General features: G+C 63.4%; 23 protein-coding genes and 1 pseudogene. 19 read left to right on the top strand and 5 right to left on the bottom strand.

Annotated features, from left to right (window positions below; all coding sequences use genetic code 11):
* Window positions 1-82 precede the first annotated feature (82 nt).
* Window positions 83-772, top strand: a complete 690-nt coding sequence (locus tag AC0NID_RS25710; RefSeq protein WP_473458908.1) for a cation diffusion facilitator family transporter — start codon at window positions 83-85, stop codon at window positions 770-772.
* 53 nt (window positions 773-825) lie between these two features.
* Here the strand turns inward: AC0NID_RS25710 and AC0NID_RS25705 are convergent, their stop codons facing one another.
* Together AC0NID_RS25705 and AC0NID_RS25700 are read right to left on the bottom strand one after the other, a co-directional pair.
* Window positions 826-1,539: a response regulator gene (locus tag AC0NID_RS25705; RefSeq protein ID WP_473458910.1), complete on the bottom strand. Its 714-nt coding sequence runs from the start codon at window positions 1,537-1,539 to the stop codon at window positions 826-828.
* On the bottom strand, window positions 1,536-3,695 hold the full coding sequence (locus tag AC0NID_RS25700; protein ID WP_473458912.1) for a hybrid sensor histidine kinase/response regulator: 2,160 nt from the start codon (window positions 3,693-3,695) through the stop codon (window positions 1,536-1,538). Before AC0NID_RS25700 ends, AC0NID_RS25705 begins: the two co-directional genes overlap by 4 nt.
* A gap of 307 nt (window positions 3,696-4,002) precedes the next feature.
* Between AC0NID_RS25700 and AC0NID_RS25695 the strand changes: the two genes are divergently transcribed.
* The 3 genes from AC0NID_RS25695 to AC0NID_RS25685 all read left to right on the top strand — a co-directional run bounded on the left by AC0NID_RS25695 (window position 4,003) and on the right by AC0NID_RS25685 (window position 6,850).
* Complete coding sequence (locus AC0NID_RS25695; protein WP_473458914.1) at window positions 4,003-4,698, top strand: response regulator transcription factor; 696 nt, start codon at window positions 4,003-4,005, stop codon at window positions 4,696-4,698.
* Between the two features lie 189 nt (window positions 4,699-4,887).
* On the top strand, window positions 4,888-6,186 hold the full coding sequence (locus tag AC0NID_RS25690) for a TrkH family potassium uptake protein (RefSeq protein ID WP_473458916.1): 1,299 nt from the start codon (window positions 4,888-4,890) through the stop codon (window positions 6,184-6,186).
* The gene (locus tag AC0NID_RS25685) at window positions 6,179-6,850 is read left to right on the top strand and encodes a potassium channel family protein (RefSeq protein WP_473458918.1); all 672 of its coding nucleotides are present in this window, start codon (window positions 6,179-6,181) and stop codon (window positions 6,848-6,850) included. The genes AC0NID_RS25690 and AC0NID_RS25685 overlap by 8 nt, the downstream gene beginning before the upstream one ends.
* Window positions 6,851-6,904: 54 nt before the next feature.
* Here AC0NID_RS25685 and AC0NID_RS25680 read toward each other — a convergent pair whose 3' ends face one another.
* On the bottom strand, window positions 6,905-8,074 hold the full coding sequence (locus AC0NID_RS25680) for a LuxR C-terminal-related transcriptional regulator (protein ID WP_473458920.1): 1,170 nt from the start codon (window positions 8,072-8,074) through the stop codon (window positions 6,905-6,907).
* Window positions 8,075-8,482: 408 nt separating this feature from the next.
* Between AC0NID_RS25680 and AC0NID_RS25675 the strand changes: the two genes are divergently transcribed.
* The 3 genes from AC0NID_RS25675 to AC0NID_RS25665 all read left to right on the top strand — a co-directional run bounded on the left by AC0NID_RS25675 (window position 8,483) and on the right by AC0NID_RS25665 (window position 10,876).
* Window positions 8,483-8,836: a hypothetical protein gene (locus AC0NID_RS25675; protein WP_473458922.1), complete on the top strand. Its 354-nt coding sequence runs from the start codon at window positions 8,483-8,485 to the stop codon at window positions 8,834-8,836.
* 59 nt (window positions 8,837-8,895) lie between these two features.
* Window positions 8,896-9,318, top strand: coding sequence for a cytochrome c family protein (locus AC0NID_RS25670; RefSeq protein WP_473458924.1), 423 nt, complete (start codon window positions 8,896-8,898; stop codon window positions 9,316-9,318).
* A gap of 133 nt (window positions 9,319-9,451) precedes the next feature.
* Window positions 9,452-10,876 carry a coiled-coil domain-containing protein gene (locus tag AC0NID_RS25665; protein ID WP_473458926.1) on the top strand — a complete coding sequence of 475 codons (1,425 nt, stop codon included), beginning with the start codon at window positions 9,452-9,454 and terminating at the stop codon, window positions 10,874-10,876.
* 69 nt (window positions 10,877-10,945) lie between these two features.
* Here the strand turns inward: AC0NID_RS25665 and AC0NID_RS25660 are convergent, their stop codons facing one another.
* A complete protein-coding gene (locus tag AC0NID_RS25660) occupies window positions 10,946-11,140 on the bottom strand; it encodes a hypothetical protein (protein WP_473458928.1) in 195 nt (64 codons plus the stop codon).
* Window positions 11,141-11,294: 154 nt separating this feature from the next.
* Here AC0NID_RS25660 and AC0NID_RS25655 point away from each other — a divergent pair, with 154 nt between their 5' ends.
* The 5 genes from AC0NID_RS25655 to AC0NID_RS25635 all read left to right on the top strand — a co-directional run bounded on the left by AC0NID_RS25655 (window position 11,295) and on the right by AC0NID_RS25635 (window position 16,240).
* Entirely contained in the window at window positions 11,295-12,425 is a 1,131-nt protein-coding gene (locus AC0NID_RS25655) for a TRAP transporter substrate-binding protein (protein ID WP_473458930.1), read from the top strand.
* A gap of 63 nt (window positions 12,426-12,488) precedes the next feature.
* Window positions 12,489-13,136 (top strand): TRAP transporter small permease subunit, encoded by a 648-nt coding sequence (locus AC0NID_RS25650; RefSeq protein ID WP_473458932.1) that lies wholly within the window; start codon window positions 12,489-12,491, stop codon window positions 13,134-13,136.
* Window positions 13,133-14,554 carry a TRAP transporter large permease gene (locus AC0NID_RS25645; RefSeq protein WP_473458934.1) on the top strand — a complete coding sequence of 474 codons (1,422 nt, stop codon included), beginning with the start codon at window positions 13,133-13,135 and terminating at the stop codon, window positions 14,552-14,554. The genes AC0NID_RS25650 and AC0NID_RS25645 overlap by 4 nt, the downstream gene beginning before the upstream one ends.
* Before the next feature lie 21 nt (window positions 14,555-14,575).
* On the top strand, window positions 14,576-14,743 hold the full coding sequence (locus AC0NID_RS25640; protein WP_473458936.1) for a hypothetical protein: 168 nt from the start codon (window positions 14,576-14,578) through the stop codon (window positions 14,741-14,743).
* 387 nt (window positions 14,744-15,130) lie between these two features.
* Window positions 15,131-16,240, top strand: a complete 1,110-nt coding sequence (locus AC0NID_RS25635; protein WP_473459533.1) for an ISAs1 family transposase — start codon at window positions 15,131-15,133, stop codon at window positions 16,238-16,240.
* A 127-nt stretch (window positions 16,241-16,367) separates the two neighbouring features.
* Here AC0NID_RS25635 and AC0NID_RS25630 read toward each other — a convergent pair whose 3' ends face one another.
* Complete coding sequence (locus AC0NID_RS25630) at window positions 16,368-17,261, bottom strand: MBL fold metallo-hydrolase (RefSeq protein ID WP_473452692.1); 894 nt, start codon at window positions 17,259-17,261, stop codon at window positions 16,368-16,370.
* Window positions 17,262-17,418: 157 nt separating this feature from the next.
* Between AC0NID_RS25630 and AC0NID_RS25625 the strand changes: the two genes are divergently transcribed.
* The 7 genes and pseudogenes from AC0NID_RS25625 (at window position 17,419) to AC0NID_RS25595 (ending at window position 25,899) form a co-directional block, all read left to right on the top strand.
* Window positions 17,419-18,327, top strand: a complete 909-nt coding sequence (locus tag AC0NID_RS25625; protein ID WP_473452695.1) for a LysR family transcriptional regulator — start codon at window positions 17,419-17,421, stop codon at window positions 18,325-18,327.
* 296 nt (window positions 18,328-18,623) lie between these two features.
* A pseudogene (locus AC0NID_RS25620) lies at window positions 18,624-18,929 on the top strand (HNH endonuclease); the annotation flags it as partial.
* A 429-nt stretch (window positions 18,930-19,358) separates the two neighbouring features.
* The gene (locus AC0NID_RS25615) at window positions 19,359-20,408 is read left to right on the top strand and encodes a LacI family DNA-binding transcriptional regulator (protein WP_473452698.1); all 1,050 of its coding nucleotides are present in this window, start codon (window positions 19,359-19,361) and stop codon (window positions 20,406-20,408) included.
* Between the two features lie 77 nt (window positions 20,409-20,485).
* Window positions 20,486-21,742, top strand: coding sequence for an ABC transporter substrate-binding protein (locus tag AC0NID_RS25610; protein ID WP_473452701.1), 1,257 nt, complete (start codon window positions 20,486-20,488; stop codon window positions 21,740-21,742).
* Between the two features lie 358 nt (window positions 21,743-22,100).
* Window positions 22,101-23,027, top strand: coding sequence for a carbohydrate ABC transporter permease (locus tag AC0NID_RS25605; RefSeq protein WP_473452704.1), 927 nt, complete (start codon window positions 22,101-22,103; stop codon window positions 23,025-23,027).
* Entirely contained in the window at window positions 23,027-23,884 is an 858-nt protein-coding gene (locus tag AC0NID_RS25600; RefSeq protein ID WP_473452707.1) for a carbohydrate ABC transporter permease, read from the top strand. Before AC0NID_RS25605 ends, AC0NID_RS25600 begins: the two co-directional genes overlap by 1 nt.
* A 23-nt stretch (window positions 23,885-23,907) precedes the next feature.
* On the top strand, window positions 23,908-25,899 hold the full coding sequence (locus AC0NID_RS25595) for a glycoside hydrolase family 127 protein (RefSeq protein ID WP_473452710.1): 1,992 nt from the start codon (window positions 23,908-23,910) through the stop codon (window positions 25,897-25,899).
* Window positions 25,900-25,983 lie beyond the last annotated feature (84 nt).

Here is a 25,983-nt window from a genome sequence, read left to right as displayed (position 1 = left end):
AGCCGGCAATTCGGCAAATCCGCGCAACACCCCTGCGTCATTGGGGACGCCAGAAACGAGGAGATTTCTGGCGGTGCAACCCTTGCGAAAAACCAATGATCGATCGAACGGCGAGGCGGCGGCTGCGCGGACAGCACGGCTGGCGGTGCTGGCGGGCACCCCAGGCCTGCTGCTGACGGCATACGCGGCGGCGACGTCCACCTCGCTGACCATCCGCGCCGATCTCGCGCTGACGCTGATGGACATGCTGGTGCTGGTCACCGTCGCGGTCGTGACTGGCGGCCGCAACAACGAGGGCACGGGCCGCAAGCGTCGGGTGGCCTCGGCCGAGACGCTCGCCAACGCGTTTGCTGCGCTGGGCATGTGCTTTTCCATGGCAGTCGTCGCCGGCATCGCCATCCAGCGGATCGCCGTCGGCGGCGTCGAACCTCACGGTCCCGGCATTATTCTCGCCATGAGCCTGAACGGGGCCTACGCAGCGATCAATCTCTGGATCCTGCGCCGATGGAAGGCCCGCAACTTGGCTGCCGCTTCCGCGCTGGCGCGCGCACAAATCTGTCTGTTCTCGGACAAGCTCTCGTCGAATCTGCTGATAGCCGCTTCGCTCGCAACCGCCATGATCTGGGAAGGCACGATGATGGCCCGTTTCATCGATCCGGTTGCCGGGCTGTTGATCGCGACGATGACCGTGCGCTGGACCATCCCGGTCGTGCGGGACACTGTTCGAAGCCTGCGAAGGGAACTTCGCAGGGCGCGCAAGCCAGCCGCGTAAGGCGCGGCAGTGAACGGCCTCGATCCGTCCGGGCTGGAGGCCTCAGTCTCATTCTAGCGGCGCCGGGCCTCGGCTTGGGCAGGCTCGTAGACATAACCCTCGCCGCGAACCGTCACCAGAACCGCCGGCGCGTCGGGTTCGGTTTCGAACTTCTTGCGCAGTCGCGTGATGCGGATGTCGATGCTGCGGTCGCCCGGCTCGATATCCCTGTTGTGGGCGAGCCGGCACAACTGGTTGCGCGACAATATCTGCCGGGGATGGCGCGCGAACACGCACAGCAGATCGAATTCCATCGACGTCAACTGCACGTCGGCGCCGTCCGGGTCGACCATCGTGCGGCCATCCATATCGAGGATGCAGCCGCCGAAGCGGATGCGGTTTCCCGGCGTTCGCTCTTCCTCGCCCAGACGCCGGATGACGCTTCTGACACGCGCCAGAAGCTCGCGCGGCTCGAACGGCTTCGCCATATAGTCGTCGGCCCCGGCGGCAAGGCCCTCGAGCCGGTGCGGCAGGTCTCCGACGGCAGTCAGCATCAGGATGCCGGCGCGGCTGCGTTTGGCGATTTCGCGGGCGAGATCGTAGCCGCTTTCGCCAACGAGATTGACGTCGAGAATGACGAGGTCGGGGCCAGAGCGGTCGAGTTCGATGCGCATGCCCGCTCCATCCGGAACGGAGCGGACATCGAAGCCGTGCGCCAGCAGGTAGTCCGACAGCATCTCGCGCAAGGGCGCCTCGTCGTCGACGATGAGCAATTTCTGTTTTGTCACGCGCCGGCCTCCATTGCGCTGGTCTCCATCGCCCTTAGGCGTTCCATCACCAGCCTGCGAAAAGTTTGTGGATCGAGCGGTTTCTCGATCACCGGCGCGCCCGTCTCGCCGATGAAGCGATCGATCTCGGGCGCCAGCGTGTCGCCGGTCACGAACAGCAACCGGCTGACGAGCCCGGGGCGCAACTGCTCCAGTGCGCGATAGAGGCCCGGGCCGTCGAGGCCGGGCATGCGTATGTCGCTGATCAAAAGGTCGATTCCATCCTGGCGCACAGCCTTGAGGGCGGCATTCGCATCGTCGGCGACGGTGACGTCGTGGCCATCGCGGCGGAGCATCTCGGCGATCATCGAGGCAATGTCGGCATCGTCGTCGACCACCAGAATTCGGGCGGCCGATGGGGCAGGCGGCGCCTTGCCGGCAACCTCGGGAGCAAGAATCATCTCAGTCGTGCCGCTCGGAAGCCGGACCGTGAAGCGCGCGCCGCCGCCCTCCGTCGAATCCAGCTCTATGCTGCCGTCGTGGGCTGTCACGATGCCCTGGCAGACGGAAAGCCCGACGCCAGTGCCTTCGCCGGCCATTTTGGTTGTGTAAAAAGGCTCAAAAGCACGCGCACGAACCGTCTCCGGCATGCCGGGGCCATTGTCGGCGACAACAACCTCGACGGCATCGTCTTCCCCGGTGGTAACAATGGTCAGCCGCCGCGGGTGCGGGACCTGCAGCAACGCCTGCTGTGCATTTACCACCAGGTTGGTGATCACCTGATGAAGCTGGTCCCTGTCGCCCCAGATGTTGGGAAGCGGCTCCGCCAATTCGGTGCGGATCTCGACCCCAGCCGAGCGCAGGCCATAGGCGGCAAGCTCCAGCGAGGCGACCACGACCTCATTGATGTCGACCGCGCTCCGTGTCGGCGGCTTCTTGCGGGCCATCGCCAGAAAGGTTCGGACGATCCGCGAGCATCGCTCGGCCGCCGCGTGGATCTTGTCGGCGCGTCCCACGGTCGCCTTGTCCGTCGAGAATTCCTTTAGCATCGAACTGTAGCCGATGACGACGGAAAGCGGGTTGTTGAGCTCGTGCGCCACGCCGGCCAGCAGCGAACCGAGGGCGGAGAGCTTTTCCGACTGGTACAGTGTCTCGCGCTGGCGTGCGATCTCCGCTTCGGCTTCGCGCTGACGGGTGATGTCGGTGACGGCCGCAAGCATGGCCGAACGACCGGCTTGCGTGATCAGCCGCGCCGAAATGAGCGTATCGATTCTCGACCCTTGCATGTTGGTCATGCCGGCTTCGAATGCGTCGACGATTCCGTCCCTCAGCAAAAGCCGCAGGAGATCATCTCGCCGCGAGATATCTTCCCAGGTCGCTATCGCTTCGGCTCCGATCTGGCCGACCTCGACGCCGAGCGTCTTGCGCGCCGGTTCGTTGACGAACAGGATTTCAGGCCCCTCGATCGCCGAGATGATGATCGGAAGCGGTACGCCTTCGGCGATGGCGCGGAATTGTGCCTCCCTTTCTCCCGAAAGTTTCTCGGCTTCAAACCGCGCCTGTTCGGCGAACACGCGGTCGGAGATGTCGCGGCCGACGGATTGCACTTCGACAAGGCGCCCGTCACTGTCGAATATGCCGTGATCGTTCCAGGCCAGCCATCTGCTCACGCCATCGGGCATCGCATTGAGAAGCTCTATGCTGGCATTCGGCGCCTCTGGGCTCAGGCGGGCAAGGTGGTCCAAAAACCTGCGCCGTTCGTCGGGCGGCAGCACGTCGAGTTCGCACCATGACGGGTCCAGGAGCTGTTCCCGGGTCATTCGGCATGCCCGGCAATAGGCATCATTGACGAAGCTCAAATAGCCACCCGGCGACATTCGGACGACGAATTCCGTCTGCAGTTCGACCACGCTGCGGTAGCGTTGCTCGCTGTCGGCCAGTTCGCGCAGGGCCGTGCGGTTTTCGGCGAAGATGCCGACGATCTCCCTCAAAAGCACTCTGTGCAAAGCGTATACCGAGACAAGCAACCCGGTCAGAATGAGCGCGTAAGGAAAAAACGAATGCTGCAGGGCATAAGACTGGTAGAGGCCAACGCCGACGACAAGCACGAGAAGCGGCAAAACGCAGGCCGCCATCAACAACGCGTAATGCCTGGACAGCTTCGAGGAGGTCGGCACGGCGAGGTCTCCACAGACGGATGCGCCGTCACGACGGTTGCTGTTTCCGTGCGGCCAGTGGACTGAACGGCCCACGGACTGTCAAGCCAGCCCGCCCGGCCATCTGTCCGACGTCGTTGGACACATAACCGCGAGGATGTTTCTCGATGATGCCGCGAGCCGGTTTTTCTCGGCGGCTCTTGTTTCAATTGTGTCGAGCAGCCCGAATTCGGCTGCAGATGGGACTGCGCCTGCGATCGACCGGGCGATTGACCCGGGGTGAATGCGCCCTGTACGCTTGGACGGTCGCTCGCCGCGGGGGAAACGCATGGCCGACATCATTGTCGTGGACGACGAGACCGACGTTGCTTTCATGATCGCCGACTATCTGCAGGCGAAGGGCTACGGCATACGTACGGCATCCGGTGGCGCCGAATTGCGCGAAGCGATCGCGGCGGCTAGAGCCGATCTTGTCGTTCTCGACCTCAACATGCCGGGCGAGAACGGCTTTAGCCTGGCCCGCTGGCTTCGCGAACATCACGACACCGGTATCCTGATGCTGACGGGTGCCGATTCGGTCTTCGACAAGGTGGCGGGGCTGGAGGTCGGCGCGGACGACTATCTGGCAAAACCCTTTGCTCCGGTCGAACTGGAGGCGCGGATCGCCGCGGTGTTGCGCAGGCGCAAGCCGAAGGGATCGACCGACATATTGCCGGCCGGGCATTTCGCCTTCGGAACCTATGTGTTCGACGCCCGCGCGAGAGACCTCATCGACGCCGACGGCGTGGCCATTCCGCTGACGCCGATGGAACTCGATCTGGTGGCGGCCTTCGCCACGCGGCCCGGCCAGGTCATCGGTCGCGACGAATTGCTCGATCTGGCACCACCCAGGGGCGACGAGCCGTTCGACCGCAGCATCGACAGCCGCATCACCCGGCTGCGCCGCCGGCTCGAGAAGGACCCGACCAAGCCGGAACTGATCAAGACCATCCGCGGCCTTGGATACCTGTATCCAAGGCGGTGACTGTACCCTTGGTGTTGCGAGAAGGCGCCGTATCTATTCTCGCGTTTTGGCGACCGCCGGGCGACCGAGCCACTTCGAGGGTGGACCAACGCTGGGCGGTGTGTTGTAGAGCGGTGGGTCCGCCTCATTCAAGGGGACAAGCAGCAAGGGTGGCATTTGCGACGATCGATACAGCATCCCGTTCGACTGGTGCCATTGGCCTTCCTGTTTGTCATTCTTGCGGGCACGGCATTGCTGATGCTGCCGATCTCGCGCGCGGACTCAGGGAGCGCCCCGCTGCTGACGGCCCTGTTCACGGCCGCCTCGGCCGTCTGCGTCACCGGGCTGGTCGTTCAGGATACGCCCACCTACTGGTCTGGATTCGGCCAAGGCATCATTCTTGTGCTGTTCCAGGTCGGCGGCTTCGGCATCATGACCGGCGCGACGCTGCTCGGGCTGCTGGTGACCCGCAAGCTGAAACTCAGCCGCCGCCTGGTCGCTCAGGCCGAGACGAAGAGCCTTATGCTCGGCGACGTCGCGGCGATCCTGCGGCTCATCCTGCTGGTCACCGTGACCATCGAGACGCTGATCACCGCCGTGCTTGCCTGGCGCTTGCGCTATGCTTACGACTACGGTTGGAGCGACGCCCTCTGGCACGGCCTTTTTCAGGCGGTCTCCGCCTTCAACAATGCCGGCTTCTCCACCTACTCCGACAGCCTCTCCGGCTTTGCGCTCGACCCGGCCATGCTCATTCCGATCATGACCGGCGTCGTGATCGGCGGCTTGGGATTTCCCGTGATTTTTGAACTCCGGTATGGGATGCGGCACCCGGCACGTTGGTCGATCCACACCAAGATCACGCTCTTCGGCACCGCCTTCCTGCTGGTTGCCGGTCTCATCGCGACGGCTGCCTACGAATGGACCAATCCGGCGACGCTCGGCCTCTTCGAATGGCCCGGAAAGCTGCTGAACGCCGGCTCGCACTCGGTGATGGCGCGAACCGCGGGCTTCAACTCAATCGATGTCTCGGGCATGCGGATCGAGACGCTGGCGGTCACCTACGCCCTGATGCTGATCGGGGGCGGCAGCGCCGGCACGGCGGGCGGCATCAAGGTCACCACATTCTTCCTTCTGGGCTTTGTCGTCTGGGCCGAGATCCGCGGCCAGACGGATTCGACCGCATTCCGTCGCCGCATCGGTTCGCCCGTCCAGCGCCAGGCGCTGACGATTGTCCTGCTGGCGGTGACAGCGGTCGGCGGGGGCGTGCTTGGCCTGCTCAGCGTGACGAGCTTTTCGCTGCAGGACGTGCTGTTCGAGGTGATATCGGCGTTCGGGACCGTCGGCCTTTCCACCGGAATCACCGCGGATTTGCCCCCCGCCGGCCAATTGATCATCATTGCACTGATGTTCGTCGGACGCGTCGGCACCATCACCATCGCCAGCGCGCTCGCGCTGCGAGAACGCAATGTCCCCTTCCGCTATCCAGAGGAGCGCCCAATCGTTGGCTAAAAGCAACACACCCCGCGGTGACGGCGTCGTCGTCATCGGCCTCGGCCGCTTCGGCGGCGCCGTTGCCCAGTCCCTCGTCAGTCTCGGTCACGATGTTCTGGCCATCGACGAGAGCGCTGAACTCGTCCAGACCTGGGCAAGCCAGCTCACCCATGTGGTGGAGGCCGACAGCTCCAACGCCGACGTCCTGCGGCGTCTTGGCGTGCAGGATTTCCAGCATGTCGTGGTCGGGATTGGAACGGACATCGAAGCCAGCGTGCTGACTGTTCTGGCGCTCGCCGAACTGGGTGTGCCCGACATCTGGGCGAAGGCCGTGAACACCAACCACGGCCGTATCCTGGAACGGACGGGCGCAAACCATGTCGTCTATCCGGAGGCCGCCATGGGCGAGCGCGTGGCGCATCTGGTGACGGGCAAGATGATAGACTTCATCGAATTCGACGACGGCTTCGCCATCGTGAAGACGAGGACGCCGCGAGAGGCAGTCGGCAAGACGCTGGCGGAGTCCGGCGTAAGGACCAAGTACGGCGTCACCGTCGTCGGCGTGAAACGGCCGCGAACCGACTTCACCTACGCCACCCCGGAAACCGTCGTAGAGCTCGGCGATCTGCTGATCGTATCTGGTCCGACAAAGCTGGTGGAAAAATTCGCCGCTATCGCCTGAGGAAATGATCCGGGCGGATGAACACTGGCGGGGCCGTCAACGCCCGGCGCTGGTTCAGGGAGCAGGCTGCCCTGTAGGCGGAACGATCCGCATGACAAGGCGCATCAGATCGGCCTGGCGGGAGACGCCGGTCTTCTGGAAGATGTTGTCGAGATGCGTCTTCGTGGTCGTGCTGGCGATGTGAAGACTGGCGGCGGTCTCGGCCATTGTGTGCCCGGCGAGAAGGCTGGCGAGCACGCGGGTTTCGGCGAGCGTCAGTCCAAAGGCTGTCGCCAGCAAATCGGCGGCGTCATGTTCGTCCGGTGCATTTCCGATGAACACCGCAGCGACCGCCGCGGGTTCCATGGCGGCGCGCAGATCGCCGCCGGCCATCGGCAGCACGCGGGCGAAGACGGGCGGGCGGTCGGGTTCGGTGAGCAAGTCGGATTCGCTGAGGCGGACGGCAAGTCCGGTCTTGCCGATGCTTGCCTCATCCTGAGCCGCAATCATGATAGCTATGTGAAGCTCCTTGGAAGCCGACGGGATATTTGCCTGCAGAATGCCATGGGCATCGTGGATCGGCGCGCCGCTGCGCAGCATCTGCGTGGCCGAGCGGTTGGCGTGCAGGATGGCGCCGCGTTCATTCGTGAGGACCACGGCGCAGGTGAGCGCATCGAGCGCCTCGGCCATCCGGGCGCGCTCGATCGTGCTGATGTCGAGCATGTTGCTGATCATCACCGAACGGCGCACATGCGGCAGCAACAGCCCGCCAAGCTTGATCTCGCGCTCGGTGATGATGCCTTGCCGCTCATGGCGGGCAACGGCGAAGCCGGCAAGGCGGGTAGGGGTGTGGATCAGGAAAAACGACATGACGTCGATCAGGCCCTGCGGCTTCAGGCACTCCTGAAAATATCGGGAGGCCTCCAGATAGCTTCGAGGGATGTGGCGTGACACCACGTGCGGCACTTCGAGCGAAGGCCATGTCGAGAGGTCCTCGATCAGCCGGGCGTGGATCTCGGGGATATGTTTGGCCTGCTGTTCCAGCCAGTATGGCTCAATTCCCACGGTCCTGTAGATAAGCAGCCGGTCGTGGCTGAGGTCGTCAAGATGCAGGACCGCGGTCTGGGCGTTGAGCGCATCCCTGATCCCGGCAAGCGCATCCTCCCATCGCCCGGGATCGAGCGCGCAATCGTAGATCAAGCCGATCAGCTTCGACAGATCATGATGCGACAATGCCTTGGCCATCGACGGCCCCCCGCATGTCGACAGCGCGTCCGATGCGGAATGCTGCGCGCTCCCAAAGGTGCTCTCGCCTCTGCGGACCACGCGCGGACCGTCGACCGGCTGCACGGCGGAACCTGTATCGTAACCTGCAGATTTAGCGATCGCTTAAATTCGATTATCTCCCCCAAACAGAGGATGTGCAAGCAGCCGGGAGGTGAAATGCTCGCGTCCCTGAATAAAAGGTCACACCAATCGTGACGACCGGTGGGGTTCGCGCCGTTCCCGGCTCGCGAGCTTTCGCCGATGTGATGCAGCCGGGGGGGAAATCGAGAATTCTTCCTGTATGCGCCGACGATCACGGCGCGCGACCGTCTATTGCTGAAACCTTGAGCCGGGCCCGGCCCGGACAATTCGGGATGGAGCAGCATTATGTACAGGTATTTTATCTTTGCAGCACTTTGCATGGCGCCCGCGCATGCCGGCGAGCTTGGAGCCATGAAGGCCGAGAGCATCGATCTCGCCGGCTTCCTTGGCGTCGTCTATTACACGCCGGAGGAGGACGGCTATCGGGTGGTCACCACGATCGCGCAGGGCGAGGCTGGCTTGCCCGTGCGTTTCGTGGCGACACTGGCCGAGAACCAGGTGGTCACGCTCTCCGTGCCGGGCAAGCTGGGAGAGTCGGACCAGATCGTCGAGATATCGCGCGTCGGCGGCAAGCTCGTCGTCAGCCCGCAGCCGATAGACGGGATTATTGTTGCTTCTCCGAAGCTTGCCGTCGACTGAGAACGCCGAGTGATTCAAGGCCGAATGATCAGGGAGCATCCGCGTTGCGGCGGCGCTGAATGAGCATGCAGCGGTGGACGATGTCTCCATGGCTCGTCCCGTCTGTCGTCGTCCTGACCGTCGCCGCCGGGTTCGACGCGTCTTCGCAAGAGCCGGCCGCGGGCAGGTTCTATGAGGTTGTCGGCGGCAAGGTCGACGCGCGAACCTATAACGGCTTCCGTCGCTACCATGGCAGCTGCAACCACTGCCATGGCCCCGACGGCATGGGCTCGACCTTCGCCTCGGCCCTTGTCGACCGGCTGCCCGACATCGAGGTCTTCCGCAGCAACGTTCGCGACGGCGTGCGCGGCGGTTCTTCGGTCATGCAGGGCTTCGCCGACGACCCCAACGTCGCTCCTTACATCGACGACATCTACGCCTACCTGCGGGCCCGCGCCGACGGCGCGCTCGGCCGAGGGCGGCCTGGGAGGCTTGAGGATTAGGGCCGTGGGGACCTGACGAGACCGGCATCGTCGACGCGGTCGGCGCTTTCCTTATGGAAGCGGCCGATGTAAAAGGCTATGTTAGCAATTTCTTAACTACGAAATTTGGAGTCAGTCGAGGGGGTGTTAGGTCATGAACTTCAAGGATCTGATCAAGCGTGCCGAGAATGTGGACAGGGAATTCAAGGAGCTCGAAACCGATTTGGCGGTTGCATTCGACGAGTGCCTCAGCCTCGACGACCAGTCGCCGCCGGAGAACGGCGGTGTCCCGGATGAGGATTTGGCGGGAGACAATGATAGCGCGCAGCCTGAGGACAGCGCGGCCCCTGCCGAGGCCTCACCACGGCTGACTTCGTACACGCAAACCCGGCTGGCTGCCTTGAGCGCTGTCGACGGGCTCTTTCATGATGCGCAGGACTATCTGGAAGAGATCGATGCAAAGCGGTCGCAGATCGCGATCTCGCACAATCTGATACGCGAATTCTTGAATATCCTTCACCGCGACATGCTTCGGGCCAACGAACTGGAACTGGCAAATGCCAGCCTGACCGCGGAACAACGAGCGCTGTCGGAACAGCTTCACGATACGATCAGAAAGCAGCGCGAGCGCGAAGGCGCCGTCGAGGTCTTGCAGCAGCGCGAGGCAAGTCTGGTTCAGGAGAGGGAGGCGCTTCGCAGCGCGCTGGCGGCGGTAAGGCTGGAACTCGTGGAAGCAGCCAATGCAAGCGCAAAACGCGAAGCCGAATTCGGCGACATCGTCAAGACGCTTGCGGCCAAGATGGCCGAGGCCAGCAGACGCGCGCGCGAGAACAAGGTGCTGCGCGAAAAACATGTCAGCCTGTCGATCGATCTCGACAAGGCGCTGAAGCGGGAAGCCGACGCGCGGCACCGGCTCGACGAGTTGTCGACCATTCATGCCAGCGAAGCGGGCCGGCTTTCGGAACTGCTGGCTGCGCTTGGCAAGAGCGAAAAAGAGGAAATGAGGCTCCGGAAATCGCTTGAGATTGCGCAAACGAAGCTGGCGGAGATGAACGAAGCGGCTCGTATCATGGAAAGTGACAGGGAAGCCGAGCTCGCCCGCGGTCACGCGGAGATGAGCGGCCTGCGTTCCGAAATTCAGGACCTCCAATCGCGACTGGAGCTTGCCTCGAGCCAGAACAGCGACGCCGCCGCCGAGATCGCCAGGTTCAAGGCGCAATGGAGCGACGCCGTGGCCGAAAGGCAAATTGCGGATGAAAAATTGTCTGCTCTCATGAAGGAGAGCGAACGCGACAAGATGAATCTTTCGATGGTGAACGCGAATTTTTCGCAGCTTTCCCTGCAGCAGGCCTCCGAGCAGATGCAGTTCGACGTCCAGAGGCAGGAGTGCGAGGATCTGCGAGCCGAAGTCGCTTCGCTCAATGCCCGGATCAAGGAACTGTTGCCCTATGAACGCCTCCATAGGGTCACCAACGCCAAGCCGCGGGAAGGCGTCGTGGTAGAAATCAACGGCGTGGTGGCGGAGGCGGCGCGCGCCAGCAGGCGGCGCGGGCGTCGGAACCTGCGCGCCACGTCATAGCAACGGCGCCGCTGTCTGCGGCCGACGCGGCCGGCCGTGGCTCGGCAATCGACGGGCGGGCTGCCGGCTTCACCGGAGGACGGTGAGCGGTCGTCCCTCCCGTGCGCCACATGTGTGCCGAAAGGCGAGCTTTTGCGCTCGAGCGTCGGCGCCAGCCACGCGGCAATCTTCGAACGAGGCACGGTTCAGGCGGAACTTGGCGAGCCGGAACGGCACCAGTTCTAGCGAGACGAGCCCGGCGGCATTGTTGTCGATCCGCGGCATCGGTTCTCCTCCTCGCCAACCTCCAGCGAGGCTCGGGGTTTCCAGCCCCAATTTGCGCCCGCCCGGATCGGCCGATGGCGAAACTGGTTGCGCGAGAGGCAAGTTCGCATATTCTGCTTGTAGGAGAAGAGTTTACAATCATGGGAGGAATAAAATGTCCGACAAGAAAATCTCACGTCGCGGGTTCCTGGGAAAGTCCACCGCCGTCACCGCCGGTGCGGCTGCGGCGACGACGCTCGCGGCCCCGGCCGTGCTGGCGCAGTCGCCGGTCACCATCAAGATGCAGACCTCCTGGCCTGCTTCGGACATCTGGATGGATTTCGCGCGGCTGTACACAGAGCGCGTCGAAAAGATGTCGGGCGGCCGGCTGAAGTTCGAGCTCCTGCCCGCGGGTGCGGTCGTCGGCGCATTCCAGGTGCTGGATGGCGTCAATGACGGCGTCATCGACGCCGCGCATACGGTCCCCGTCTACTGGTACGGCAAGCACAAGGCCGCGTCGCTTTTCGGAACCGGCCCTGTGTTTGGCGGCAGCGCCACCACGATGCTTGCCTGGTTCCACCAGGGCGGCGGCAAGGATTTCTACCGCGAGCTGACGCAGGAGATCATGGGCCTCAACGTCGTCGGCTTCTATGGCTTCCCGATGCCGGCGCAGCCGTTCGGCTGGTTCAAGAAACCGGTCACGACCGTCGCCGAACTGCAGGGATTCAAGTATCGGACGGTGGGCCTTGCCGCCGATCTCATGCAGAACCTTGGCCTCAGCGTGGCGCAGCTGCCCGGCGGTGAAATCGTGCCCGCCATGGAGCGCGGGGTTATCGACGCCTTCGAATTCAACAATCCGTCATCCGACCTTCGCTTCGGTTCGCAGGACGTCGCCAAGAACTATATCCTGTCGTCGTATCATCAGGCGAGCGAGTCGTTCGAATTCCTGTTCAACAAGGACGTGTTCGACGACCTCGACGACGATTTGAAGGCCATTCTCGAATATGGCGTGGAGGCGGCCAGCACCGCCACCACCGCGCTCGCCCTCGACAACTATTCAGCCGACCTGCAGAAGCTGCAGAGCGAGCACGGCGTCACCGTGCACCGCACCTCCAAGGAGATTCTCGACGCAGAACTCCAGGCTTGGGACAAGATCATCCCGACGCTGGAGGCGGATGAGTTCATGAAGCGGGTGCTCGACAGCCAGCGCCAATGGGTCGAACGCGTCGTCTACTACGAGCTCATGAATTCAGCCGACCTGACACTGGCCTACGAACATTACTTCCCGGGCAAGCTGAAGCTCTAATTCGCGCCTCCGCGTTGGCAAAGCCGGCGGTCTTCCGGACCGCCGGCTGACGGAACCCACCACATGCTCCGCTACATTGCATTCGCCGATGAACTTTCGGCATGGTTTGGAAAGGTGTTCGCCTGGAGCGTCGTCATCATGACGCTCGGCGTGAGCTATGAAGTTGTCGTGCGATACTTGTTCAGCGCGCCGACCGCGTGGGCATTCGACCTCAGCTACATGCTCTACGGCACCATGTTCATGATGGCCGGCGCCTACACCCTGTCGCGAGACGGGCATGTGCGCGGCGATTTCGTCTACCGTCTGTGGCAGCCGCGCACGCAAGCGGCGGTCGAACTCGTCCTCTACTTCATCTTCTTCTTTCCAGGCGTGACGGCGCTGGTTCTGGCCGGATGGAAGGCTGCCGCGCGCAGCTTCCGCTTTCTCGAGGTAAGCTCGAACAGTCCGGCCGGGATTCCGATATTCCAGTTCAAGGCTGTCATCGTGGCGGCGGGCATCCTGCTCTTCGTGCAGGGGATTGCCCAGGTGTTCCGCTGCGTCGTCTGCCTGCGAACCGGAACATGGCCGCGCGCCGCTGAAGACGTGGAAGAGACCGAGAAAGTGCTGATGGAAGCCAAGACGCTCGATGTTCTGCATCACGGCTCGGAAGCGGTCGACATCCCATTCCTCCACCCCGACGATAAACCCGACCGCGACGGAGAAGACAGATGAGCGATCCTCAGGTCGCCGTCGCGATGTTGCTCATTCTGCTTCTGGCGATCTTCCTTGGCTTCCCGGTTGCGTTCACCTTGATGGCGCTCGGCGTCGCCTTCGGCTACTACGCCTATTTCGATCCGGGGCGGATGTGGCGCGCCTACGAACGGGCGGTCGAGGATGGTGCCGACGCCTGGACGCTTGCGGAGCATTGGATCGGCGGCTTCTTCAACAACCGCATTTTCGATCTGTTCGTCAATCAGACCTATTCAGTGATCTCGAACGACGTGCTGACCGCTATCCCGCTGTTCCTGTTCATGGGCTACATCGTCGAGCGATCCAATATCATCGAGCGCCTTTTCGGCACCCTCTTTATCGCCACCCGGCGCGTTCCCGGCTCCATGGCGGTCGCCGCCCTCATCACCTGCACCCTTTTCGCAACGGCCACCGGCATTGTCGGCGCGGTCGTGACACTCATGGGCTTGCTGGCGTTTCCCGCCATGCTGAAGGCGCGCTACGACGTCAGATATGCCTCGGGAGTGATCTGCGCGGGCGGAACCCTCGGCATCCTCATTCCGCCGTCCATTCTGCTCATCGTCTATGGCGCGACGGCGGGTGTGTCGGTGGTCCGTATGTATGCCGCGGCCCTGCTTCCAGGACTGCTGCTTGCCGGCCTCTATCTGACCTATGTAGTTGCCAAGGCGGTGCTGCAGCCGCAGGTGGCGCCGAGGCCGACCCGGGACGAGGTCGGGCACTATTCGGCCCTGCAGGTCAGCTGGATGCTGCTGACGTCCTTCGTCCCTCTGGCCGCCCTGATCCTCGCGGTGCTCGGCGCTATTCTCTTCGGCTTCGCCACGCCTTCGGAGGCTGCCGCCATCGGCGCGCTCGGCGGCGTCGTGCTGGCCGCCGCCTACCGGGCCCTGACGTGGCAGCGCCTGAAGGAGTCCGTCTATTTGACGGCGCGCACGACCGCGATGGTGTGCTGGCTGTTCGTCGGCTCCGCGACCTTCGCCTCGGTCTTTGCCTATCTGGGAGGCCAGCAGCTGATCAGCGATTTCGTCACCGGCCTCGACATGTCGCCGCTGATGTTTCTGATCGTCGCCCAACTCATCATCTTCATCCTCGGCTGGCCGCTGGAATGGACGGAGATCATCGTGATCTTCATTCCGATCTTCCTGCCGCTGCTGGCGCATTTCGAGATCGATCCGCTGTTTTTCGGCGTGCTCGTCGCGGTCAACCTTCAGACGGCCTTTCTGTCGCCGCCCATGGCGATGTCGGCCTACTACCTAAAGGGCATTTCGCCGCCGCATGTTCAGCTTTCGGATATTTTCCGCGGAATGATGCCCTATATGCTGATCGTCATCCTATGCATGGTCATTATCTACATCTTCCCGCAGATCGTGTACGGGCTGCCCAACCTGATCTACGGGGGCTGAGATGCCGCTGGAGGACAATAGATGAGCTTGAGCCGCTTCCTGGCCGTCCTGGCGTTTGTTGCCTTCCTGGCGTTTTTCGGCGTCGTTGTCCGGTTCGTCCCGCATCCCGACCTAGTGGTTGCGATCGGCATCGGCGTCCTGCTTGCGGGCTACGATCTCTGGAGCCAACTGTGGAACCGCGCGGGGTAATCACCGGGCGGTCGCGGGCAAGCTGCAGGACGAGGGCCAAGGTCGAAGCTGCCAATCTCCCCCCAAGTGGGGGAGATGGCCGGCAGGCCAGAGGGGGGCGCTATCCCGCCAACCTCTCGAGGAAAATAGCACCGCGCCGCTGCGCCCAAATTGCTGGCCGATGGCCGCTTGAACCTCGAACGCTTGCTTCACGCCCCCCTCTGCCCTGCCGGGCATTGCTCCCCGTATAGTGACGGGGAGAAAGACGCTTCGCAAAGGATTTCGCTTATCTCCAGCGTTGCAGAAAAGGGTGCCGGGGTCGCGGCCAGCCCCCTTCTCCCCGTTTACGGCAGGGGAATCGCATATGGCTTTTTTTGTTGCATTTTGAGTATTGGAGGATTCTGAGGATTGGCGGTTTTCAGAGGAGAGACTGCCATTTCCTGCCTTGAGACTTGTTTTGGGGCTCTGCCCGATCCGCGCGCTGGGAATGCCTCGCATCAGCTTGGCGACATCATCGTGATGATGGTAGCGGCGAGCCTGTGTGGAGCCACGACGGCGACGGAGTTCGCCCTGTTTGCCGAGAACCGCAAGACTGCCCTGTCGCGCTTGATCGACTATGACAGCGCACCAAGTCACGACACCTTCTCGAGGCTGTTGCGGCTGATGGACCCGGACGCCTTTGCACGGGCCTTTAGCGTCTTTGCGGCCGGTTTCGCCCAAGCGCTCGCCGAGATGGATAATGGGGCAGGTGAAGTCGTGGCGCTTGACGGTAAGGCGTTGCGACGCGCCTACGAGCGAGGTCGGGCGGCCAGCCCACCGTTGACGGTCTCCGCCTTTGCGACCGAGGCCCGCCTGTGCCTGGCGGCGGCGACGCCAAGCACCGACGAGAACGAGATTGAGGCAGCGCTCAAGGTCGTGGATCTGATTGATCTCACTGACAAAATCGTCACCGCCGACGCACTCCACTGCCATCGTCGCATGGCGCAAGCCATCCTCGATCGTGGCGGAAGCTACGTGCTCACCCTGAAGGGAAACCGCCGCCACTGGCGCCAGAAGGCACGCCAATTCCTGTCGCAATCCGACCCGGCAACAGCCGAACACAGTGAATTCAGCCATGGCCGCAACGAGTGGCGACTGGCCGAAGTGGTGCCTGCGGACAAGCCGCTCATGCCCGGCCATGCCGCCTTCCTGCGCGTCACTTCCAAACGCGGCGAAGCTAAGCCGCGCACACGCCTGTTCATGGCCTCCACGCTGCTCACTCCCCAACAGGCGCTCGCCATGACGCGCGCCCATTGGCAAATCGAAAATGGCCTGCACTGGATGCTCGATGTACATCTCAACGAAGACCTCAGCAGGGCTCGAAAAGACAATGCTCCAGCCAACCTCGCAATCATCACCCGCATCGCCCGAAACATCCTGCAGAGCACCGATGTCGATAAAATCCCCATCAGTCACCGCATCAAGAAATGCGCCTGGAACGACGACTACCTCGTCAACGCTCTCACCCATATGCGATAGCCCTGCCGTTTACGGGGAGAAGATGCCGGCAGGCAGATGAGGGGCGGCGCAGACGTCAACAATTCACGGCCGTTCTCCTCCGATGATGTCATAGGCGGCCCGGATCAGATCGAGATTGGCGCCCGCCTCAGCCCCACTTCATTTCGCCGGTGGCGACCTTGGAGCCGATGTCGAGCGCCACCCCCATGCCGAGGCCGGGGAAGCGGGCCTCCATGGCGGCCTTGAGCGCGGCCGCGTCCTTTGCCTTTGCCAGTTCTTCCTCGAAGGCAATGAGATAGGCCCTGGTGTGCTCGACGCCCGAAAGGTCGGTGGCGGCCTGCGGCGTCATGTGGCCGGGCACGACGATTGCAGGCTTGGCGTCCGCGATCTTTTCAAGACTGGTGAGCCAGGCGGCACGCTCTTCCTTGGTCGGCGCGTCGGCGATCCAGACATGCACGTCCGAAAAAATCATCACCCCGCCGAACACCGCGTTCAGCGACGGCACGAAGAGATAGCGCCGGTTTGCGAGGCCTTCAGCGTTGACGATCTCGATGGTCTCGCCATCGACGCTGAGCGTCTTGCCGTCGAACGCCTCGGGAATGACGACATCGGCGAGCGCCTGCGGGCCGTTCTCCTTGAGCTGCGGCCCCCAGACGGCGAGCTTCTTGTCGACGTTGGCGTTGATGGCGGCCACCGTTTCGGCCGCGGCGATCACCCGTGCCTGCGGGAAAGCCTCCATGATCGGCTTGAGGCCGAAATAATAGTCCGGGTCGGACTGGCTGACATAGATGGTGGTGAGCGTCTTGCCGGTCGCCTTGATCGCCTCGGCCACGGCGCGGCCGTCGGAATAGGTGAAACCGCCGTCGATCAGCAGCGCCTCGGCGGCGCCTGTGATCAGCACGGGGGCGCGAAAGAAGCCGTTTTCGCCGGCCGGAAAATGTTTCCAGGAAAGCTCGCCGGCATGGCCAAGCCCGGCGGGAGCAAGGATCGCGGCGGCGCCGGCGGCGAGGGTGGTTTTCATGATGGCTCTCCGTGTGAACACGATTGTCTCCTGAGTTTGAAATGCGGGCTTCGGACGGCTCCCGTGGAGCCTCGATGTCTGGAAGATGGCAAAAGCGAAATGCGTATTGAAGGCCAACAAAATAGACGTAATGTATGCCATTGACTGACAATGAGGTCTGGCCTGCCATGAGCCACGCATGAACCTGAACCGGCTGGCCTATTTCGCTGCGGTGGTCGATACCGGCTCCTTCACGCGGGCCGCCGACCGGCTGGGCATCACCAAGGCGGTCGTCAGCCAGCAGGTGGCGCGGCTGGAGCGCGAGGTCGGAACCACGCTGCTGATCCGCACGACGCGGCGCGTCCATCCGACCGAGGCCGGCCGCACATTCCATGCCCGCTGCCTGCTGGTGCTGCGGCAGGCCGAGGATGCCTTCGACGAGCTCGCGCAGGCGGCCGCCGAGCCGACCGGCACGCTGCGCATCACCGCGCCCAACGACTACGGCACGTCGGCGGTGGTGCCAGTGGTCGCCGCCTTCAGCGCGCGCTATCCCGCCTGCCGGGTGGAACTGACGCTAGGTGACGAGACCATCGACCTGGCTTCCGGTGGGATGGACGTGGCGATCCGCGTCGGCTGGCTGGCCGATTCCAGCCTGCAGGCACGGCGGATCGGCACCTTCCGGCAGTTCATGGTGTGCGGCGCCGCGTTTGCCGGCCGCTTCACCGTCGGCGAACCGCAAGACCTCCCCCGGCTGCCCTTCGTCGCCAACTTGGCGCTGCGCGAACCGCTGCTGTGGCAATTTTCGCGCGGCGACGACGAGCACGAGGCCGTGCGCATGCAGGCCACGATCGCCATCGACGCGACACCGGCCGTGCTCGCCGCCGTCCGCGCCGGCGCCGGCCTGTCGGTGCTGCCGGATTACCTGGCGCGCGATGAACTCGCTGCAGGGCGGCTCGTCCACATCCTGCACGAGTGGCGGCTGCCCTCCGGAGGCATCTACACGGTTTATCCTGCTGCGCGGTTTAGGCCGCCTAAGGTGACGAGGTTTGTTGAGATGCTGATTGCGGCTGAGCAGGAGATGGGAGCAAGCGGGGAGGGCGCGCTGTAAGGTTGGAGCGAGGCGCTGATGGCCGAAGCTGCCGATCTCCCCCTCAAGGAGATTGGCCGTCATTGGCGCTTTCGCTAATCGATCACCAACGCTGCAGGACAAGCGCCAAGGCCCGAAACTGCCGATCTTCCCCCCTTGAGGGGGAGATGGCCGGCAGGCCAGAGGGGGGCGCTGTCCCGCCAGCCTATCAACGAAATCGCAACCGCGCCGATACCATGGGGAAAAGCTTCTTCGACCTGGACTAATCTCCCAAGATCGGATTTTGGTGTTCTGAGGCAGATATCCCCAAAGAACGCATCGCAGGAAATCATGGGGTCGGGGTTTTCATTCATCGCCCAGATTCGATCTACAATGACCGCCCCGCTGAGCGATATCAGTTTCCTCGCCCGTATCTGCATCGCGTCGAAGCATGCGTCGGCGGCTGGATTATTTACTACGAGCCTAGCAAGGTAAACGATACGCGTGGCTATTACGCCGTAGCCAAAGTCCAACGGATCATTCCCGATCCCGTGACGCCCGACATGTACCTCGCTCTGATTGAGCCCGGAACATATCTCGATTTCGTCAATCCTGTTCCGTTTAACGGACCTGATGGTCTCGTTTGAGACGACGCCTCAAGCGCATTCTTCGTGAGTTCGCGGGTCATCATCATCCGCGGGCAACGCTCGATCGTGGTCGCCACCAAGAAATCGGTATCATCGATCTGGATTGGTGTGATGCTCGGAGTGTTCATCGCAAACCCCTACAGCTTGAAGCCGGATTTACGGGCGCGGGGCGTTTCAAGGCGCGCCTCCACCACTGCGACGGCTTCCCTTAGCGCCCGAATGACTTTTCTCACCTCGACCTCTTCGTATTCGTGGGAGGCCTGACAAACGTGCTGTCCCATCCCCTTGCCATCCCCCCATCCTTCCCCTAATCTCCTCTGAGAAAACCTTTTCCCAAATCGCCCTGCATCCGCCGACCTCACCAATCAGCGCCCCGCAGGCCAACAAGAGAAAACCTTTTCCCAACTAAGGAATTCGCCGCGCACCATGTCCTCCGACGCCTCGCCAGCGCCCGCACCAGTCACCCTCCGCGAGGTGGCCGCATCCGCCGGCGTCAGCGTGGCCACGGCCTCGAAGGCGCTGAACGGCCAGGGGCGGATGACCGCCGAGACGCGCGAGCGTATTCGCGAGACGGCGCGGCGGCTGGGCTTTCGGCCGAACAGCCTGGCGCAGAGCCTGTTGCGGCGGCGCTCCTTCACCGTCGGGCTGCTCACCAACGATACCTATGGCCGCTTTTCGCTGCCGCTGATGTCCGGCGTTTCCGATGCGCTGGTCGATGCCGGCGTCTCGGTGTTCCTGTGCAATGTCGAGGACGACACGCGGCTCGCCCAGCTGCATGTCGAGGCCATGCTCGACAAGCGCGTCGACGGCATCATCGCCACCGGCAAGCGCATCGACCGCCATCTACCGGTCGATCTCGCCAATCTGCGCATTCCCGTGATCTATGCTTTCACCCAGCCCGATCCCGGCGCCATCGCCTTCGTGTCCGATGATGCCGGCGGCGCGCGGTTGGCGGTCGAGCATTTCTGCCGGCTGGGCAGGAAGCGCATCGCCCATGTCACCGGGCCGGCGAGCTTTGCCGTGGTGCACGAACGGGCACAGGCCTATCGTGACGTGCTGGCCGAGAAAGGCTTGCCGGTCATGGAACCCTTGCTCGGATCGTGGTCGGAAGCGTGGGGGCACGAGGCGGTGAAGAAGCTGTTCGACGGCAAGCTGTCGAAGAATGGGGGCGAAAGACCCGACGCCGTGTTCTGCGGCAACGACCAGATCGCGCGTGGCGTCATCGATGCGCTGCGCGAGCGCGGGCTTGGCGTGCCCGACGATGTCGGCGTCATCGGCTTCGACAATTGGCAGATCGTGGCCGAGGCGACGCGCCCGCCGCTGAGCTCGGTCGACATGAACCTGGCGGCACTCGGGCGCGAGGCCGGGCTCGCTTTGCTTTCGCTCGTCGCCGGCAAACCCGCCGAACCGGGCATCAGAAAACTGCCGTGCCGGCTGGTGGTGCGTCAGTCATGCGGCCGTCCGCCAGGCGGCTGAGACAGGCCGCCGCTGACCCGGTCAGCCGGGCAGCGCGGCCGAGTGAGGAGGAGAATAGAACCATGAGGAGGAGAACCATGAAAACCATGATTGCCGGGCTCGCCCTTGCCGCGAGCATCTTTGGCTCGTCAGCAACAGTTGGGCCTGCCGCAGCCGCCGAGACCGCCAACATCTGGGTGCGCGCTGACGGCTCGAACTTCATGCCGCGCATCGTCGACGCCTTCAACAAGGGGCACGAGAACCAGATCAAGCTGGACATCATCCCCAATGCCGAGATCATCCCGAAATACGGCGCCGCCGCCGCCGGCGGCACTGCGCCAGACGCGCTCTCGCTCGACCTGATCTACACGCCGTCCTTCGCCGCCGCCGGCCAGCTCGAAGACATCACCGACTGGGCGAAATCGCTGCCTTACTTCGCCAGCCTGTCGCCGGCGCACGTCAAGACCGGAACCTACAAGGACCGCATCTACGGGCTGCCGTTCTCAGCCGACAGTTCGGTGCTGATCTGGAACAAGAAGCTGTTCAAGCAGGCCGGCCTCGACCCCGAGAAAGGCCCGGCCAACTGGGCCGAGATCGAAGCCTATGCCGAGAAGGTCAACGCGCTCGGCGGCGACATTAAGGGCTTCTATTTCTCCGGCAATTGCGGCGGCTGCAACATCTTCACCTTCACGCCGCTGATCTGGGCGTCGGGCGGCGACATCCTCACCGAGGACGGCTCGAAGGCGACGCTCGACAGCCCGCAGCTGCGCGGCGCCATCGACCTCTACCGGTCGATGGTCAAGAAGGACCTGGTGCCGGCCGGCGCGCAGACCGACACCGGCTCCAACTTCTTTGCCGCCTTCGCCGCCGGCAATATCGGCATCTCGCCGTCCGGCGCCTTCGCCATCGGCGCGCTGAACACGCAATATCCTGACATCGACTATGGCGTCACCTTCCTGCCTGGCAAGGATGGCGGCTGGTCGTCCTTTGCCGGCGGCGACAATTTCGTCGTCACCAAGGGCACCACGAAGATCGCGGTGGTGAAGGAGTTCCTCGATTTCGCCTATTCGCTGGAGGGCCAGACCATCCTGGCGAAATACGGCAGCCTTCCCGTGCGCGGCGACATCGCCAACGAGGCGCTGAAAGACCTCGACCCGCGCTACAAGGTCGCCGCGGAGGCCATGGCCAAGGGCCGCACGCCCTATTCGGTGGTGTTCAACGACCTGATCAACTCCGCCAACGGTCCGTGGAACCAGATGGTCAACGAGGTCTTCTTCGGCGAAGACGTCGACGGCGCCATCGCCAACGCGCAGGAAACCATGCAGTCGATCATCGACTCGGCGCCGCAGCAGTAGGCTGGCGCCGATCCGGCCGCCCGCCCGTCTCCCTGGTCGGGCGGCCGGACATCGCTTCTGGCAAAAGACCACCTCTAACTCTGTTGGAAGACCAATTGTCAATGTCGGCGCTGCCCCTCATCCGCCTGCTGGCACCTTCTCCCCGTATAGTGACGGGGAGAAGGTGGCACTGGCCGCGACCTCGGCTCCCCTTCTCCAACGCTGGGTGTTGGCGAAATCCTTTGCGAAAGCATCCTTCTCCCCGTCACTATACGGAGAGAAGTGCCCGGCAGGGCGATGAGGGGCAGCGCAAACCTCAAACGATTGCCTTGGGGCGGGTGGCCGGACATTTGCAACGATTCAACCGCAAGAGCCGCGCATGACCTCCATCGCAACCACCTCCACCCCCGCCCGCCGGCGAAAACTGGTCGGCGCCGGGCGTCGGCAATGGATCGGCCTGCTCTATGTCGCGCCGGCCGTCGCGCTTGTCGTCGTCTTCTTCATCATCCCGCTTTGCATGACGGCGTGGATGTCGCTGCACAACTGGCCGCTGATGGGCGCGCACCGCTTCATTGGCCTCGACAATTACTGGGCGATCCTGCGCGACACCAGGTTCTGGAACGCGCTGCGTTTCACCGGCTACTACACGGTGATCGTCACCATCGCGATCTTCGCCGTCGCCTTTCCGCTGGCGCTGTTCATCGAAAGGCCGCGGCCGCTGACCGGCTTCTACCGGACGTCCTTCTTCATGCCGGCCGTCATCGGTTTCGCCTCGGCCAGCCTGCTCTGGTCGTGGCTGCTCAATGTCGATGCGGGCCTGTTCAGCCCGGCCGCCTTCGAACTCGGCCTGACCGAGAAGAAGGTCAATCTGCTGGCGACGTTCCAGCCGGCGTTCTGGTCGATCATCGCCATGGTCGTCTGGAAGGTGGCGGGCTTCACCATGATCATCCTGATGACCGGCCTGCAGTCGATCCCGCCGGATCTGCAGGAAGCGGCGATGATCGACGGGGCAGGGCCGTTCGCGCGCTTCCGGGCGATCACCCTGCCGCTGATGCGCCGCACGCTGGCGCTGGCGCTGATCCTGTCGGTTGCCGGCTCGGTGCTGGCCTTCGACCAGTTCTACATCATCCTGCGCGGCGGTCCGCGCAACCAGACGCTAACCGCCGTCTACTGGATTTTCAACCAGTCGTTCGTGTCATTCAAGCTCGGCTACGGCGCCGCCCTGTCGATGGTCCTGCTGGTCATCCTGGTCGCGCTCAGCCTCATCCAGTTGCGGCTGCTGCGCCAACCGGAGGGCGTCGACTGATGGCGCAGGCAATGAGCCGCAAAAGCCGCATCGGCGCCCGGATCGCCGAGCACGCGACGGGCATCGTCGCCTCTTTGCTGTTCCTGGCGCCGATCGTCTGGACCGTGCTTTCGGCCTTCAAGCCGGCGCAGGAGGCGCGCAAGCCGCCGCTGCCGCCCTGGCCGACGACGGGTTTTTCGATCGAGAACTACGCCACGCTCAACACGTTCGGCGACGGGCTGTGGCTGCCGGCGCAAAACAGCATCTATGTCTCCGCCATGACGGTGGTGCTGTCGGTGATCGTCAGCGTGCTGGCCGGCTACGGTTTCTCGCGCTTCCGCTTTCCGCTGAAGAACCTGCTCTTCGTCGTCATCCTGTCGACGATCATGATCCCGTTCCAGTCGATCCTGACGCCGATCTTCCTGGTGCTGACCAAGATCGGCCTGCATAACACGCTGACCGGGCTGGTCTGCGTCTATGTCACGCTGCAGCTGCCGTTCTCGATCTTCATGATGCGCAACGCCTTCGACGCGGTTCCGCGCGAGATCGAGGAGGCCGCCCGCATGGACGGCGCCAACAATGTCACCATGCTGCTCAGGGTGATGCTGCCGCTGGTCTGGCCGGGCATCGTCACCATCGCGCTGTTCGCGTTCCTCGGCGCCTGGAACGAATTCCTGGCCGCATTGGTGCTGATGACCGACCAGTCCAAATTCACGCTGCCGATCATGATGACGGCGCTGCAATCGGGCCGCTTCGGCGCCATCGACTGGGGCGCGGTGCAGGCCGGCGTCACCGTGATGATGGTGCCGTGCCTGGTGCTCTTCTTGGCTCTGCAGCGCTTCTACATCCGCGGCCTCATGGCAGGGGCCGTGAAGTGATCACATTCGAACGGAGTGAATTCATGACCGCATCGCAATCCGCCAGACAAGCCGCCACTTCGGGCAAGCCAAAACTCGCCTTCCGTCCGTTGCCCGTGCCGCAGGTCGATGTGCGCGGCTTCTGGGGCGACCGCGTCGACGCCGTCGCCACCAGGACCGCCGGCATCCTGTATGACCGCTGCGTCGAGGCGCGCATGCTGGAGCAGATCGACCCGGAGCAGCCGTCGCCCGGCGTCGTCATTCCGTTCCATTCCCCATCGCCCGACGAAGAATCTGGCTCCGGCGCCGAGTTCACCGGCTCGACGGTGACCACCCAGATGTTCTGGGACTCCGACTGGGGCAAGACGATCGAGACCGCGGCCTACTCGCTCTACCGCCGCCGCAATGACGACCTGGAGAAGAAGATCGACGCCGTCATCGACATCTACGGCAAGCTGCAGCAGCCCGACGGCTATCTGTCGAGCTGGTACCAGCGCATCCAGCCCGGCCTGCGCTGGACCAATCTGCGCGATTGCCACGAGCTCTATTGCGCCGGCCATCTGATCGAAGGCGCGGTCGCCTACTTCCAGGCCACCGGAAAACGCAAGCTGCTCGACATCATGTGCCGCTATGCCGACCATATCGCCGAGACGTTCGGTCCCGAGCCGGACAGGAAGAAGGGCTATTGCGGCCATGAGGAGATCGAGCTGGCGCTGGTCAAGCTGGCGCGGGTCACGGGCGAGAAAAAGTACATGGACCTCGCCAAATACTTCATCGACCAGCGCGGGCTTGAGCCGCATTATTTCGACGAGGAGGCGCGTGCCCGCGGCGCCGACCCGAAGGCCTATCATTTCAAGACCTACGAATACAGCCAGTCGCACAAGCCGGTGCGCGAGCAGGACAAGGTCGTCGGCCATGCGGTCAGGGCGATGTATCTCTATTCGGGCATGGCCGATATCGCCACCGAATATGGCGACGACACGCTGCGGGTGGCGCTCGACCGGCTGTGGGACGATCTCACGACCAAGAACCTCTACATCACCGGCGGGATAGGGCCGTCGTCGCACAATGAGGGTTTTACCGCCGACTACGATCTGCCCAATGAAACCGCCTATGCCGAGACCTGCGCGTCGGTCGGCCTGGTGTTCTGGGCAAGCCGCATGCTCGGCATGGGACCCAATGCGCGCTATGCCGACTTGATGGAGCGGGCGCTCTACAACGGCTCGATCTCGGGCCTGTCGCTCGACGGCTCGCTGTTCTTCTACGAAAACCCGCTGGAAAGCCGCGGCAAGCACAACCGCTGGAAATGGCATCGCTGCCCCTGCTGCCCACCCAATATCGGGCGCATGGTCGCCTCGATCGGCAGTTACTTCTACGGCCTGTCGGATGACGCGCTGGCCGTCCACCTCTATGGAAACGGAACGGCCCGTTTCGATATCGCCGGCCGGCCGGTCGAGCTGACCCAGGCCAGCAACTATCCGTGGGACGGCGCGGTCTCGATGACGGTCGAACTCGAGGCGCCGACCGAGTTCACCTTGCACCTGCGCCTGCCGGCCTGGTGCCGCAAGGCGGCGCTCAAGGTGAACGGGGAGGCGGTCGATCTGGATGCCGTCACCAGCGACGGCTATGCCGCGATCCGCCGCGAATGGCGCAAGGGCGACCGGGTCGAGCTCGATCTCGAAATGGCGATCGACCGCCTCTACGCCAACCCGCAGGTGCGGCAGGACGTCGGCCGCGTCGCGCTTGCGCGCGGTCCGCTGATCTATTGCGTCGAGGAGACCGACAATACCGGCCAGTTGCACCGCATCGCCCTGCCACGGACGGCACATATCGAGGCGCATGAGCAGCCGACCCTTCTGGGTGGGGTCGTCACGCTTTCAGCCGTCGCCAAGAAAGAGGCGTTTGAAAACTGGGAGGACGGGCTTTATCGCCCCGAGCCGCCGGCGGTGGAGGAGACGAAAGTCACGGCCGTTCCGTACTTTGCCTGGGACAACCGCGATCCCGGCGAGATGCTGGTCTGGCTGAGGGACTCCTGATCCGGGGCGGAGATGATGCCGCCGGCGAACGGCATGTCTTGAATTTGCCCCGACGGCGCTAGTTTAGGGGGGAGAGTGGCGCCG

The sequence above is a fragment of the Mesorhizobium sp. WSM4821 genome (assembly GCF_055901555.1).
This window is presented reverse-complemented; position numbering and strand designations above follow the sequence as displayed.

Coding starts and splice junctions, on each gene's coding strand:
- AC0NID_RS25650 (WP_473458932.1), top strand. CDS start 12,489: ATGCTCCGCTACATTGCATTCGCCGATGAACTTTCGGCATGGTTTGGA.
- AC0NID_RS25605 (WP_473452704.1), top strand. CDS start 22,101: ATGACCTCCATCGCAACCACCTCCACCCCCGCCCGCCGGCGAAAACTG.
- AC0NID_RS25600 (WP_473452707.1), top strand. CDS start 23,027: ATGGCGCAGGCAATGAGCCGCAAAAGCCGCATCGGCGCCCGGATCGCC.
- AC0NID_RS25680 (WP_473458920.1), bottom strand. CDS start 8,074: ATGGCCAAGGCATTGTCGCATCATGATCTGTCGAAGCTGATCGGCTTG.
- AC0NID_RS25670 (WP_473458924.1), top strand. CDS start 8,896: ATGAGCATGCAGCGGTGGACGATGTCTCCATGGCTCGTCCCGTCTGTC.
- AC0NID_RS25615 (WP_473452698.1), top strand. CDS start 19,359: ATGTCCTCCGACGCCTCGCCAGCGCCCGCACCAGTCACCCTCCGCGAG.
- AC0NID_RS25655 (WP_473458930.1), top strand. CDS start 11,295: ATGTCCGACAAGAAAATCTCACGTCGCGGGTTCCTGGGAAAGTCCACC.
- AC0NID_RS25665 (WP_473458926.1), top strand. CDS start 9,452: ATGAACTTCAAGGATCTGATCAAGCGTGCCGAGAATGTGGACAGGGAA.
- AC0NID_RS25645 (WP_473458934.1), top strand. CDS start 13,133: ATGAGCGATCCTCAGGTCGCCGTCGCGATGTTGCTCATTCTGCTTCTG.
- AC0NID_RS25595 (WP_473452710.1), top strand. CDS start 23,908: ATGACCGCATCGCAATCCGCCAGACAAGCCGCCACTTCGGGCAAGCCA.
- AC0NID_RS25625 (WP_473452695.1), top strand. CDS start 17,419: ATGAACCTGAACCGGCTGGCCTATTTCGCTGCGGTGGTCGATACCGGC.
- AC0NID_RS25640 (WP_473458936.1), top strand. CDS start 14,576: ATGAGCTTGAGCCGCTTCCTGGCCGTCCTGGCGTTTGTTGCCTTCCTG.
- AC0NID_RS25675 (WP_473458922.1), top strand. CDS start 8,483: ATGTACAGGTATTTTATCTTTGCAGCACTTTGCATGGCGCCCGCGCAT.
- AC0NID_RS25695 (WP_473458914.1), top strand. CDS start 4,003: ATGGCCGACATCATTGTCGTGGACGACGAGACCGACGTTGCTTTCATG.
- AC0NID_RS25610 (WP_473452701.1), top strand. CDS start 20,486: ATGAAAACCATGATTGCCGGGCTCGCCCTTGCCGCGAGCATCTTTGGC.
- AC0NID_RS25660 (WP_473458928.1), bottom strand. CDS start 11,140: ATGCCGCGGATCGACAACAATGCCGCCGGGCTCGTCTCGCTAGAACTG.